Genomic DNA, 13,446 nt, shown 5'->3' on the forward strand with positions numbered 1-13,446 from the left:
CGGACTCCGCGGGATGGCTTCACCCCTACGGCTCATTACGCGATGGCGGCTCGCGATAATAACGATTCCGATACGAGCGCATCCGCTCTTCCGGATCGCGGCGTATCAAAATACGGGCATACATGTCGCCTTGCTTGCGAGCCGCCTTCCGATACCCCGGATGCCGCCGTGCCGCACTTCCCGACGTTCGTTCTAATCTGAGGCGGTGGAGACCTTGAAACGCGACCGGAGTCCCCTGAGGGACGGCATCGCGCTGCTGATCTGTGGCGTACTCGCCGGTGTGCTCGCGGCCGCGGCCGCCTTCCCCCTCGTCGGACTCGGCGGCCTCGTTGCCGAGAACAGCGTCGACTCGTTCGAGTCGCTGCCGACGGAGCTCACCAAACCCACCCTGCCGCAGACGACCTATGTGTACGCCTCCGACGGCGAGACGCTCATCACCTCCTTCTACGAGGAGAACCGCCGCGAGGTCACCCTCGACGAGGTCTCCCCAGTCATGATCGACGCACTCCTGGCCGCCGAGGACTCGAAGTTCTACGAACACAACGGAGTCGACTGGGCCGGGATCATCCGGGCCGCCGTGGCGAACCAGGGCGGCGACTCCCAGGGGGCGTCGACCCTCACCATGCAGTTCGTACGCAATACCCTGATCTACTCGGCTTCAACCATCGACGAAGTGATCGCCGCGTCCGAGGACACGTACGAACGCAAGCTCCGAGAGGCCCGATACGCCATGGGCATCGAAGAGACGATGTCCAAAGAGGACATCCTCGAGGGCTACCTGAACGTGATCTACCTCGGCAACCAGGCGTACGGCGTCCACGCCGGGTCGTACGCCTACTTCAACAAGCCGCCGAGCGAGCTCACCGCATCCGAGGCCGCGACCCTCGCCTCGCTGCCGAAATTCCCCTCCTTCGCCGACGGCCTCCTCGACGGCGAAGGCGACGACCAGAGGATCGTCGAGCGCCGCAACTGGGTCCTCGACCGCATGGTCAGCCTCGGCACCCTCGACCAGGCCGCGGCCGACGAGGCGAAGGCCCAGCCGCTCGGCCTCAACCCTCGCCCCGTCCGCAGCGAATGCGTCGACGTCGCGACCTCCAACTGGGGCTTCTTCTGCGACTACTTCAAGGAGTGGTGGGCGGACCAGGCGGCCTTCGGCGAGACCGAACGCGACCGCATCAGCCTGCTCAAGCGCGGCGGCTTCAAGATCGTGACCAGCCTGGACGCCGAGCTCCAGGACAAGGCCACCGAGCGCCTCACCGAAGAGGTGAGCGTGAACAACTCCGCCGCGCTCGGCTCGGTCACCATCACCCCGGGCACCGGGCACGTGCGCGCGATGGCCGTGAACCGCAACTACAGTCTCGACCAGACCGAGAACAAACCCCGGACCGACGGCGACGACAGCAAGCCCTCGAACTATCCGAACACGACGATCCCGCTCCTCAGCGGCAACGACGAAGTCTCCGGCTTCCCCGCGGGCTCGACGTTCAAGATCTTCACGATGGTCGCCGCCCTCGACGCGGGATTCCCGCTGCGGACCGCGCTGCCCTCACCCGGGCGGCTCACCTCGCAGTACCTCACGGGCAAGGACGACCCGTCCGCGTGCGGCAGCATCGTCAACAACGACCAGCGCCACTGGTGCCCCAGCAACGACGGCAACTGGTCGGCCGGGCCGATGAACATGTGGGCCATGTTCGGGCGCTCCTCCAACACCGCGTTCGTGCAACTGCAGCAGGCCGTCGGCACCAGCAAGGCGTACGAGGCCGCGGTGGCCGCCGGCATCGACTTCGCTCCGAGCAGCGAGGCCGCCAAACGCGCCGAGAAGGACGACCTCGACAACTACGGCACGTTCACCCTCGGGTTCGACGCGACCACGCCGCTGGAGATGGCCGAGGCCTACGCGACCATCGCCGCCGAGGGCGTGCACTGCGAGCCGCTGCCGGTGATGCAGGTGATCGGCTCCGACGGCAAGGAATGGGCCGATGCGGCCGCGCCGCAATGCGACCAGGCCTTCCCCAAGGAAGTCGCGAACGCCGCCGTCAGCGCCGGACGCTGCGTGGTCGGCCAGAACGCCGAGGGCACCCGCTGCTCGGGCAACGGCACCGCCGCCGGCTACACCGGGAACTTCGGACGCCCGCTCTTCGGCAAGACCGGCACCGCCGACTCCGACCGCGCCTACTGGTTCATCGCCTCGACTCCGAACGCCACCACCGCGACCTTCGTCGGCGACCCCGACGCCAGCTTCCGGTCCAATGTGGCCACTGCGGATCTGAAGGTCTCGGTCAAGGAGGTCGGCGTCTCGATCCTCAAATCGGCGGTGAAGGACCTCGAAGAAGAGGACTGGAGCAAACCGAACGACAAGATGACCAACGGCAAGAACCTGGTGTCGATCCCCAAGATCGACTGCATGGACGCCGACGACGCGCGGTCGCGGGTCGCCAACGCCGGTTTCGAGGCCTCCATCGCGTCGGGCCGGTTCGACTCCGAATGCAAAGAGGGCGAAGCGTTCTCGACCTCGATGACCGGCTCCGCCCCGAAAGGCACGCCGATCTGGATCCTCGTCTCGAACGGCTCGGGCTACAAGGAGGAGGACGAGAAGCCCGAGGACGGCGAGACACCGCCGACAGGGACCACGCCACCCGGTCAGGACTGAGCCGTAAGCGAACTGCGGGCCCGCGCCTCTCGGCGCGGGCCCGCAGTCCTTTTGGGAGGAAGGAAGGTCGTCAGGGGGACTTCGGCATCACCAGGGTGCCGGGGGCGGCCCGGTCGGTGGGGATCGTCTGGCGGCCGTCGTCGTGGAGGTGGTTGCCTTCGCGGAGCCGGCCGTCGCGGATGGTCACCGCGCGCTGGGCGCGTTCGGCCACTTCGTGGTCGTGGGTGATGATGAGGATGGTCAGGCCCTCGGCATGCAATTCGTCCAATGTGGCCATGATGGAGTCGGCGGTCCTGGAGTCGAGGTTGCCGGTGGGCTCGTCGCACAGCAGCAGGCTCGGCCCGGCCGCGAGGGCGCGGGCGATCGCGACCCGCTGGCGCTCACCGCCCGAGAGGGTCGTCGGCAGCGCGTCGAGCCGGTGGGAGAGGCCGACGAGTTCGAGCTTCTCGCGCGCGATCTGGCGCCGCTTGCGCTTCGGGACCCCTTGGTAGACCAGGGACATCGCGACGTTCTCGGTCGCGGTGCGGTGCGCCATGAGGTGGAATGCCTGGAAGATGAACCCGATCTTGTCGGCGCGCAGCTGCGTGCGGTGCGCCTCCTTCATCTTCGACGTGTCGTGCCCGTCGAGCCAGTAGGTGCCCGCCGTGGGGGCATCCAGCAGCCCGAGCAGGTTGAGGAGCGTCGACTTGCCCGAGCCGGAGGGGCCGACGATCGCGACGTACTCGCCGTCCTCGATCCGCAGCTCGACCGGCTTCAGCGCCTCCACGGGCGGTGGGCCCGGATAGGTCATGCCCACGCCGTCGAGTTCGATCAGCGCACGGCCGCTCTCGGCGGGCCCGGCCTCGACGCGCGCGAACACCGCGGTGTCGTCAACGGCGGCAGGGCCGTTCGCGGCACCGCCGCTGACGGTCGGCAGGATCATGGTCGCGTCGTCTTCGGTCACGTCTCCAAGACGCCCGAACCGTCGCGAGTGGTTGCACGCCGGACCGGTCCGAGTCCGCGAACCTCAGTCGAAGGCGAAGTCGGCCATCACCGGGCGGTGGTCGGAGGCGGTCGCGTCCAGGACGTCCGAGCCGGTGGCCTCGAGGCCCCGGTAGAGGACCTGGTCGATCCGCGCCATCGGCGTGTCGGCGGGCCAGGTGAACCCGAAGCCCTTCCCGGCGTCGGCCTGCGCCGAATGCAGCTGGTAGGTGATCGGGGCGAGCGCCCGGTCCTGGGAGGTGCCGTTCAGGTCGCCCGCGAGGACGACGCGGTCGAGCCGCTCGTCGGCGAGCGCTTCGCCGAGGAGCCGCGCGGTCTCGTTGCGCTGGACGGAGGTGAAGCCCTCGGTGTTGACGCGCACGGAGAGGAGGTGCGCGACGTAGACCGCGACGGGTTCGCCGTCGATCTCGACGGCGGCGCGGAAGGCGCGGGCCCAGCCGAGGTCGAGGTCGACCTCGTAGGAGTCGACGACGGGGTGGGTGGACCAGAGGGCGACGGTGCCGTAGGAGACCGAGTACTCGTACTGGTCGTCGAGGAGGTCGGCCCAGGCGTAGCGCTGGTCCTCGGTGAGTTCGACCAGGACGATGACGTCGGGTTCGGCGGCGAGGAGGGTCGCGGCGGTGCCCTCGGTGTCGGTGTTGTTGGCGTTGACGTTGTGGGCGACGATGCGGAAGTCGCCCTCGCCCCCGTGCTTGTCGGGGATGAGCCCGGCGTACATCTGGAACCAGACGAGGCCGGGGAGCAGGGCGCAGAGGATGGCGAGGGGCCTGCGGCGGATGGCGGCGAGGATGAGGAGGAGCGGGACGGCGAGGCCGAACCACGGCAGGAAGGTCTCGATGAGGCTGCCGAGGTTGAACCAGCGGTTGGGGATGAACCGGTGGAGGAGCAGGATCGCGGCGAGGAGCAGCGACAGGACGATGAGCGCCCCGCTGAAGATCTTCCCGCCCGTCGATGATCGGCTCACCCGCTGCCCGCCTTTCTCAGTGTGAGCGGCGCCGCTGCGCCTTGCGCGCCGCCGGCGGCGGCGCGGTCCCGACAGGTTAGCCGCCCGAAGCGAACAGCGGCGAATGCGGCCCGTGACGGCGCCCCGGGCCGGCGGCAACCGAGCGTACCGGCGGGTGGGCCGCGACCCGGATAGGATTCGCGCCATGGCGTCCCTCCCCTATCTCGAGCTGCTGCGTGCGGAGTCCGCGGCGTTCAGCGCCTGCCTCGACGGCGATCTAGCTGTGCCCGTTCCCCATTGCGGGGACTGGCGGTTGCGCGACCTCGCCGGGCATCTGGGCCGTGACAACCGCTGGGTGATCGCCGCGGTGACCGAGCGGCGCGGCGACTTCGAGGCGCCGCCCGCGCCGGCGTCGGACGCGGCGATCCGGGCTTGGTTCGACGCCTCGGCGGAGAATCTGCTGGCCGTCCTGGACACGGACCCCGAGCAGGAGGCGTGGACGCTCCATCCGCCGCGCACCGTCGGTTTCTGGCATCGGCGGCGCGCCCAGGAGACGCTGATCCACCGGTGGGACGCGCAGCACGCGCTGGGGCGGGCGCTGCCCTTCGACCCGGCGCTCGCGGAGGACGGCGTGGCGGAGGTCTTCGACACGATGGCGCCGCGCCAGGTCGGGCTGGGTCGGGCCGTGCCGCCTCGGCATGCGCTGCGGGTGCGCGCCACCGACACCGGCGGGTCTTGGACGTACGGTCCGGGCGAGCCCGCCGCCGAGGTCTCGGGGACGGCCGAGCGGCTGCTCCTCGTGCTCTGGGGCAGGGTGTCCGCCGATGACGCGTCGATCACCTGGTCGGGCGACCGCGCGGCGGGCGACGAGGTCCTCGCCGGCGCGTTGACGCCGTAGGGCGCGACCTTGATGAGGCGCTGCTCGAGCCCTGCAATCACGACATGCCGGGGCTCCCGATTCGGGAGGCCCGGCATTCCCGACGTTGGCGGTGGCGGAGGGACTCGAACCCGATGCCGCCGAGACCCCGGCTCATGCGCCGAGTCGACGGGCGACGCCGGCGACGCGCGGGAAGAGGTCACAGCCGGAAGATGATCAAGGCGATGTCGTCGCGTGCGCCGCCCGCGACCACGAGGTTGGAAAGCAGCGCGTCGGCCATGCGTTCGGGGCTGTGGGCGCCGTGGCGACCCAGCGTCGCGACGAGGCGGGCGAGACCCTCGTCGATGTCCTCCCCGCGCCGCTCGATCAGTCCGTCGGTATAGAGCACGAGGGTGTCTCCGGGGGTGTAGACATGCCCGGCCTGCGAGCGGGGGACGTGGCGGGGGCGCGTGCCCAGCGGCGGGTCGACGATCTGGTTCAGCAGCTCGCATTCGCCGTTCGCGCGCACCAGAACCGGTGGCGGGTGCCCCGCGTTGCTGTAGGTGATCACCCGGCTGTCGGGATCCACCATCGCATTGGCGGCCGTGGTGTTCACGGCCCCCTCCAGCGAGCGGGCGTAGAGGCCCAGGACCTCCAGGGCTTGGGCGGGGCGCTCCGAGGTGCGGATGGCGGCGTTCAGCGCGCTGCGCATCATGCCCATGACCGCGGCCGCCTCCAAGCCGTGGCCGACGACGTCGCCGATCGTCAGCACGACGCGGTCCCCCGGCAGGTCGATGAAGTCGTACCAGTCCCCGCACACGTTCAGGGTTTCGACGGCGGGCAGGTAGCGCACCGCGACGCCGTCGTGGTGCTGGAGGTCCGGCGTCATCAGCATGGTCTTCTGCAAGGTGACGGCCACTTCGTGCTCGCGATCGTGGGCCGAACGCAGTCCCTGGTTGAGGAGTTGCAGCTCGCGGGCCCGCGTGTACAGCTCGGCCCCCAAGCCGTCCCCCTCGATCGACGTTCTCGCCGGCGGCCGGTCGCCGGAGGAGAGGGCATTGACGAGCGGGGTCACGTCGTCCATCCGAATGAGGATGCTCTTGAGTGCGCGGTCCGGACCCAGGATCGGCGTGTTGGTCGGCAACCACCAGCGCTCCTCGTGCACGCCGGGCCGACCCGTGATGGCGATGTCGTACTTCTGCAGGGCCATCGTGTCCGGCTCCCGCGACTCGATGACCCTCTGCAGCGAGGCGCTCAGATTCCGCACCCCGTCAGATTCCTGATCGGCCGGGTTCCCCGGGAAGGCGTCGAAGAGGTGCCGCCCGAGCAGATCCTCGCGGGTGCGACCGGTGGCTTTGCGATAGGCATGGTTGACCTCCACGATCACCAGATCCGGGTCGAGCACCACGGACGGGCTCGGCGTCAGCTCGAAGAACGCCGCATAATCCAGGTCCGCGATGCCGTGTGCCACAGTGCCCCACTCGTCCTACCCGTGAACTAGAACCCCATTGGCCACGCTACCTGCAGCTCTGGGGAAATGCTCGATTGCGCGAGAGCGGAGACGGCGACAGTCTCCGCACGCACGTCGTAGACCCGATCCGCCAGGACATCGCCAAGCGTGTCGGGGAGGCGTTCTGGAAGGCCGCCGAGGAGGACGGCGGTCAGAAGGGCGATGCCGCCGCTGGACAGGGCCCTGTTGAGACCCTTGATGAGACCCTGAAACGCGAACGCCGGGCCTCCCGATCGGGAGGCCCGGCGTTCGTACTGCTTATGGCGGTGGCGGTGGGATTTGAACCCACGGTTGAGGGTTACCCAACACTCGCTTTCGAGGCGAGCTCCTTCGGCCGCTCGGACACGCCACCGCGGAGAACACTACCGGACTGCGGCGGCCCGTGCAGAACCGGGCTCGGCGATCCAGCTCACAGCCGGTCCTCGCAAATTCATGGGATGTTTATGAGAAGCTGGCGTCATGACTGCACACATCTCCGCCAAGCCGGGCGACATCGCCGAGAGCGTCCTCCTGCCCGGGGACCCGCTGCGCGCGAAGTGGATCGCCGAGAACTTCCTCACGGACGCGACCCGCTACACCGAGGTCCGGAACATGTTCGGCTACACCGGCACGTACAACGGGAAGCGGGTGTCCGTGCAGGGCACCGGGATGGGCCAGCCGTCCGCGTCGATCTACACGCACGAGCTGCTGGACGTCTACGGCGTCAAGACGGTGGTCCGGGTCGGCTCGGCGGGCGCGATCCACAACGGGATCGAGCTGCGCGACGTGGTGGCGGGGATCGGCGCGTCCACGAACTCCTCGATGAACCGCATCCGCTTCAACGGCGTCGTCGACTACGCGCCGGTCGCCGACTTCGGCCTGCTCCGCGCCTCCGTGGACGCGGCGGCCGCGCGCGGGATCAACCTGCACGTCGGCCAGCTGTACTCCTCCGACACGTTCTACACCGACGCGCCCGACGTCGAGGCCAAGCTCGCCGACTACGGCATCCTCGCCATCGAGATGGAGGCCGCGGCGATCTACACGCTCGCCGCGAAGTTCCAGGCGCGCGCGCTCGCGCTGTGCACGATCTCCGACCACATCCTGAACGGCACCGAGCTGCCCGCGGCCGACCGTCAGGAGTCGTTCTCCGAAATGGTCGAGATCGCCTTGGACGCGGTCACCGCCTAGGACTTCGATGAGCGGCCCGGCTCGCGCGAGCCGGGCCTTTCGCCTATCCGGCGGCGGGATCCGCGAGGACGGCGGCGAGCTCGGCCTCCAAGTAGGGGCCGAGGGTCGCGGCGTAGGTGTTGGTGAGGTGGGCGTCGTCGCGGTAGACGAGGACGTTCCCGACCACGGGCGGGCAGGCCCGCGGCCCGCAGATGTAGTCGGTGAGGTCGACCTTGTGGACGCCCGGAGGGACCTCCAGGGCCTCGAACGCGCCCTCGTCGTAATAGGAGGCCCGGTCCACGGTGCACTCGCTCGCGCTGCGGCCGTTGAGGTCCACGCAGAGCGGGATGTCGAAGCGGGGGCTCGGGGTGTCGCGCAGGGCCACGACCGCAGCGCCGGTGGCGACGAGCTGCCCGTAGCGGTCGGTGTAGTCGGGGAAGGTCTCGTACGCCTCGTAGCCGACCCGGGAGCCGTAGGTGAGGACCAGGTCGGGGGCGATCCGGTCGATCTCGGCGACGACGGCGTCGTTCCACGCCGCGCACGACCGGTAGCGCTCCTCCCCCAGGGCCTCCTGGCCGGTCTCGATGATGCAGGCGTTCTTGGTGTACGCGATGACGTGCCAGTCCCGGGCCTCGGCGGCGTCGAGGACGGCCGGGAGCCACTGCCAGATCTTGGAGCCGCCGTACATGACGACCGTGGCGGCGGCGTCTTCCGCTTCCCGACCGCCTTGCACGAGTTCGACTCCGGCGCTCTGCACCAGTTCGCCTCCGGCGAAGTCGCAGCGGATCGGTTCGTAGCCTTCCATGGTCTGGTTGCAGCGGCCCGAGAGCGCCGGGTCGTAGTCCTCGGCGGCGTCCAGTGTGGAGGGGGCGAAGGCGGCTTCGGGGACGGTGAGGCCTTCGGCGAGGGCGGCCGCGCCCGGGTACCGGCCGGTGTCGGCGGCCGCCTCGGCGAGGCGGTCACGTTCGAACGAGATGTACCAGGTCAGGGCCGCATGGGCGGCGAGGACGAGAGCGAGGCACGCCGCGCCGAGCGCGAACGCGCCGCGGATCGTCCGCTGGCCGAATCCCGTTGCGGGGAGCCGCTGTTCGAGCCCCCAGTGCGTGGCCCAGGCGAGGAGGGTCGCGGCGGCGAGGACGCCGAGTCCGCCGAGGACCGTCGCGGTGTCGCGGCCGGTGGCGGTGAGGTAGCAGATGAGGATCGGCCAGTGCCACAGGTAGAGGGTGTACGAGAGGTCGCCGAGCCACTGCACCGGTCGCGTGTTCAGCAGCCGGCCCGCGCCGCCGCCGGGGCTGAGGGAGGCCGCGACGACGACCGCGCAGGCGCCGCCGACCGGCCAGAGCGCGGCCAGACCCGGGAACTCGGTGCTCTCGAGGAAGAACCCGGCGCCGAGGAGGACCGCGACGCCCGCCCAGCCGAGCATGGCGGCCGTCCATTTGGCTTGCGGCGCATCGGGTTCCGCGAAGGCGGTGCGCAGGCGCGGGAGCGCGACCGCGAGGAGTCCGCCCGTGGCGAACTGCCAGAGGCGGGCGCGGAGGTCGAAGTACGCGAAGGCCTGGTTCGCGTCGGTCTCCCACAGCGCGAACGCGAACGAGGCGGCGAAGACGAGCGCGAGCGCGGCGGCGAGGACGCGGCGGCGGCTCCAGCGGGTGCGGGCGGCGAGCCCGGCGCTGGCGGCGATGAGGACCGGCCACAGCACGTAGAACTGGGCTTGGACGCCCATGGACCAGTAGTGCTGGACGATGCTCGCGCCGTTGTTGGAGGAGAGGTAGTCGACGGAGTGGACGGCGAGGTTCCAGTTGCCGTAGTAGAGCGCGGAGGCGAGGATGTCGCCGAGCTGCTGGTTCCAGGTGGCGCGCGGGAGCCAGAGGACGGTGAGGAGCACGGCGGCCGCGGCGACGACGAGCGCGGGCGGGAAGATGCGGCGCACGATGCGGGCGGCGAAGGCGAGGGGGCGTACGGAGCCGGTGCGTTCGAGCGAGCGGAGCAGGCTCGCGGTGATGAAGAAGCCGGAGAGCAGGAGGAACACGTCGACGCCGCCCGAGACGCGGTCGAACCAGATGTGGTAGACGGCGATCACGACGATGGCGAGGCCGCGGAGGCCGTCGATCTCGTGCAGGCGCGGCGGCCGCGCGGGAGCGGGGGGCGGGGCGGCGCCGGTCGGGGCGCTGGTGCTCGCGGGGCTGGTCATCGGACTCCGGGAGAGGCGGCGTGCTGGGGGCACGATCTGGCGGCTCGGTGCGGTGGTCCTCCGAGGGTAGCCGCGGCGGGTCGCGGGACGGCTCGGGGCGGCCGGAGCGGACCGGACTGGACCGGGTCGGGCGGGGCGCGTCAGGCGGGGTCTCGTGGGGCGGTGTCGCGGCCGGTGGCGGCCCGCGGATGCGGCGCGCCTCGGCGGTTCTTCGCAAATCGGGCGTTCGCGGGCGCCCCTGGATCGATGATGCCCTACGGGTACGACAGCCGCGCGGCGGCAGGGGCGAACCCGCCGGTGATCAACTGAATTACCCGTGCGGCGAATGCGTTGACACGCGAGGATTCGCGGGACACAATATGCTTGCCTTAACGATCGTTAAGGGACCGACATCGGCGAGGAGGCCGTGCCGTGGAATTCGGGGACTACCCGGCCGAACGGGAACGGATCGAGCGCGGCGGCGCCGAGAAGTACCACCAGGCCGCGGCCGCCGCGGGCAAGTACCACGCGCGCGAGCGCATCCGCCGCCTGTGCGACCCCGACTCGTTCCGCGAGGACAACCTCTGGGCCAACCCCGACCCGCAGCTGCCCGCCGACGGCGTCGTCGTCGGCACCGCCACCGTGCAGGGCCGCCCGATCCGGCTCGTCGCGAACGACTCCACGGTCAAAGCCGGGTCCTGGGGCGCCCGCACCGTCGAGAAGATCATCCGCACCGTCGAGGCCGCCCAGCTCGAACAGCACCCGATCGTCTACCTCGTCGACTCCGCCGGGGCCCGCATCACCGACCAGGTGCAGCTCTTCCCCGGCCGCCGCGGCGCCGGCCGGATCTTCCACGAGCAGGTCCGCGCCTCCGGCCGCATCCCCCAGGCGTGCGCGCTCTTCGGCCCCAGCGCCGCGGGCGGCGCGTACATCCCCGCGTTCTGCGACATCGTCGCCATGGTCGACGGCAACGCCTCCATGTACCTCGGCAGCCCCCGCATGGTCGAGATGGTCACCGGCGAGAAGACGACCCTCGAGGAGATGGGTGGCGCACGCGTCCACTGCGAGCAGTCCGGCGTCGGGCACTTCCTGTGCCGCAACGAGGACGAAGCGATCGCCTCCGTCCGGCGGTGGCTCTCCTACCTGCCCTCGAACTGGACCCAGCCCGCGCCGGTCCGCGCGGCCCGCCCCCCGCTCCCGGTCGACCTCGCCGCCGCCGTCCCCGCCAGCGAGTCCGCGCAGTTCGACATGCACACCGTGCTCGACGGGCTCGTCGACCGCGACTCCCTGCTCGAGGTGCAGGCCCGCTGGGCCGGAGAGCTCATCACCGCGTTCGCCCGCCTCGACGGCAGGCCCGTGGGCATCGTCGCCAACAACTCCGCGGTCCGCGGCGGCGTCCTCTTCTCCGACTCCGCCGACAAGGCCGCCCGCTTCGTATCCACATGCGACTCATTCAACGTGCCCCTGCTGTTCCTCGCCGACGTCCCCGGCTTCATGGTCGGCTCCGCCGTCGAACACGGCGGCATCATCCGCCACGGCGCCAAGATGATCGCCGCCGTCGCCGAAGCCACCGTCCCCAAGATCTGCGTCGTCGTCCGCAAGGCCTACGGCGCCGGCCTCTACGCCATGGCCGGACCCGCCTTCGGCTCCGACGCCTGCCTCGCGCTGCCGAGCGCCCGCATCGCCGTCATGGGCGCCGAAGCGGCCGTCAACGCCGTGTACGCCAACAAGATCGCACAGATCGACGACCCCACCGCACGCGAGCAGTTCGTCGCCGACAAACGGGCCGAGTACGAAGCCGACGTCGACCTGCGCCGCCTCGCCGGCGAACTCGTCGTCGACGACATCCTCGAACCCGCCGCACTCCGCGACGACCTCATCGCCCGATACCGCCGGCTCACCCACAAGGACCGCCGGTTCTCCGACCGCAGACACCCGATCACACCGGTGTAGCCGCGGCCGCAATACCGAAGGAGCAGCAGCCATGAGACTCGACCTCGAGCAGACCGAATTCGCCGCCGCCGTGCGAGCCTTCGCCCAGGACCGGATCAAACCCGTCATCGGCGACTTCTACGAGCGCGGCGAATTCCCCGCCGACCTCGTCCGCGACCTCGGCAAACTCGGCGTCCTCGGCGTCACCCTCCCCGAGGAGCACGGCGGCGCCGGAGCCGGCCTCGTCATGCTCGGCCTCGCCCTCGAGGAGATCGCCCGCGTCGACGCCTCCGTCGCCGTCACCGTCGAGGCCTCCGTGACCCTCGGCGCCGAAGGCATCGCCCGCTTCGGCAGCCCCGAGCAGCAGGCCAAATGGCTCCCGCGCCTCGCCGCCGGACAGGGCCTCGTCGCCTTCGCCCTCACCGAACCCGGCGGCGGCACCGACGCCGGGCACACCGACACCAAGGCCCGCCTGGAGAACGGCGAATGGGTCATCGACGGCGCCAAGTGCTTCATCACCAACGCCGGCACCGAGATGACCGACCTCATCGTCGCCACCGCCCAGACCGGCCCCGGCGAGGTCTCCTGCATCGCCGTCGAACCCGGCACCCCCGGACTCGAGATCGGCCCCGAGTACTCCAAGGTCGGCTGGCGCGCCTCCGACACCCGGCCCGTCTACTTCGACGGCTGCCGCGTGCCCGAGGCGAACCTCGTCGGCCAGCGCGGTCGCGGGTTCGTGCAGTTCCTGGAGCTGCTCGATTCGGGTCGGGTGGCGTTGGCGGCGCTGGCGACGGGTTCGGCGCAGGGGTGCCTGGACGAGGCGCTGGCGCATGCGAAGGAGCGGGAGGCGTTCGGGCGGCCGATCGCGGAGAACCAGTCGATCGCGTTCATGTTGGCGGACATGCGGCTTCGTGCGCATACGTCGCGGTTGGCGTGGCAGGACGCGGCGGTGAAGGCGGATGCGGGGGAGCCGTTCGGGACGGATGCGGCGTTGGCGAAGCTGCATGCGTCGCAGGCGGCGGTGGAGAACGCGCGGGAGGCGACGCAGATCTTCGGCGGGTACGGGTTCATGAACGAGACGCCGGTGGCGCGGGCGTGGCGGGACTGCAAGGTGCTGGAGATCGGGGAGGGCACGAATGAGGTGCAGCGGATGCTGATCGCGCGGTCGTTGGGGTTGTAGGGGGTCGGGGTCGGGCCTGTGAGCTTCCTGAGAACTTGATGAAGCTTCAACTAAAGTCCTTGATCTGGGGCGTTGCGG

The 13,446-nt window shown here is 70.3% G+C and carries 9 protein-coding genes and 1 tRNA gene; 5 read left to right on the forward strand and 5 right to left on the reverse strand.

All coding sequences use genetic code 11. The features are described from left to right. Positions 1 to 205 precede the first annotated feature (205 nt). Complete coding sequence (locus JHY01_RS12310) at positions 206 to 2,650, forward strand: transglycosylase domain-containing protein (RefSeq protein WP_205325941.1); 2,445 nt, start codon at positions 206 to 208, stop codon at positions 2,648 to 2,650. 70 nt (positions 2,651 to 2,720) lie between these two features. Here the strand turns inward: JHY01_RS12310 and JHY01_RS12315 are convergent, their stop codons facing one another. Both JHY01_RS12315 and JHY01_RS12320 read right to left on the reverse strand, forming a co-directional pair. Then, a complete protein-coding gene (locus tag JHY01_RS12315) occupies positions 2,721 to 3,440 on the reverse strand; it encodes an ABC transporter ATP-binding protein (protein ID WP_205325969.1) in 720 nt (239 codons plus the stop codon). Positions 3,441 to 3,656: 216 nt separating this feature from the next. Further along, on the reverse strand, positions 3,657 to 4,595 hold the full coding sequence (locus JHY01_RS12320) for an endonuclease/exonuclease/phosphatase family protein (protein ID WP_307814409.1): 939 nt from the start codon (positions 4,593 to 4,595) through the stop codon (positions 3,657 to 3,659). 184 nt (positions 4,596 to 4,779) lie between these two features. On the opposite strand from JHY01_RS12320, the gene JHY01_RS12325 reads away from it, so the two are divergent. After that, complete coding sequence (locus tag JHY01_RS12325; protein ID WP_205325943.1) at positions 4,780 to 5,472, forward strand: maleylpyruvate isomerase family mycothiol-dependent enzyme; 693 nt, start codon at positions 4,780 to 4,782, stop codon at positions 5,470 to 5,472. Positions 5,473 to 5,650: 178 nt separating this feature from the next. Here JHY01_RS12325 and JHY01_RS12330 read toward each other — a convergent pair whose 3' ends face one another. Continuing rightward, positions 5,651 to 6,901 (reverse strand): SpoIIE family protein phosphatase, encoded by a 1,251-nt coding sequence (locus JHY01_RS12330; RefSeq protein WP_307814410.1) that lies wholly within the window; start codon positions 6,899 to 6,901, stop codon positions 5,651 to 5,653. Positions 6,902 to 7,201: 300 nt separating this feature from the next. Then, positions 7,202 to 7,292: transfer RNA gene (locus JHY01_RS12335), tRNA-Ser, on the reverse strand. 107 nt (positions 7,293 to 7,399) lie between these two features. Here JHY01_RS12335 and deoD point away from each other — a divergent pair. Continuing rightward, positions 7,400 to 8,107 (forward strand): purine-nucleoside phosphorylase, encoded by a 708-nt coding sequence (gene deoD, locus JHY01_RS12340; protein WP_205325944.1) that lies wholly within the window; start codon positions 7,400 to 7,402, stop codon positions 8,105 to 8,107. A 43-nt stretch (positions 8,108 to 8,150) separates the two neighbouring features. Here deoD and JHY01_RS12345 read toward each other — a convergent pair whose 3' ends face one another. Further along, on the reverse strand, positions 8,151 to 10,277 hold the full coding sequence (locus JHY01_RS12345) for an acyltransferase family protein (RefSeq protein ID WP_205325945.1): 2,127 nt from the start codon (positions 10,275 to 10,277) through the stop codon (positions 8,151 to 8,153). A gap of 411 nt (positions 10,278 to 10,688) precedes the next feature. Between JHY01_RS12345 and JHY01_RS12350 the strand changes: the two genes are divergently transcribed. Next, complete coding sequence (locus JHY01_RS12350; RefSeq protein WP_307814411.1) at positions 10,689 to 12,209, forward strand: acyl-CoA carboxylase subunit beta; 1,521 nt, start codon at positions 10,689 to 10,691, stop codon at positions 12,207 to 12,209. A gap of 31 nt (positions 12,210 to 12,240) precedes the next feature. Then, the gene (locus tag JHY01_RS12355; protein WP_205325946.1) at positions 12,241 to 13,368 is read left to right on the forward strand and encodes an acyl-CoA dehydrogenase family protein; all 1,128 of its coding nucleotides are present in this window, start codon (positions 12,241 to 12,243) and stop codon (positions 13,366 to 13,368) included. The last annotated feature ends 78 nt before the right edge of the window (positions 13,369 to 13,446 follow it).

Source organism: Glycomyces sp. YM15, from assembly GCF_016918015.1.
GTDB lineage: Bacteria > Actinomycetota > Actinomycetes > Mycobacteriales > Micromonosporaceae > Glycomyces.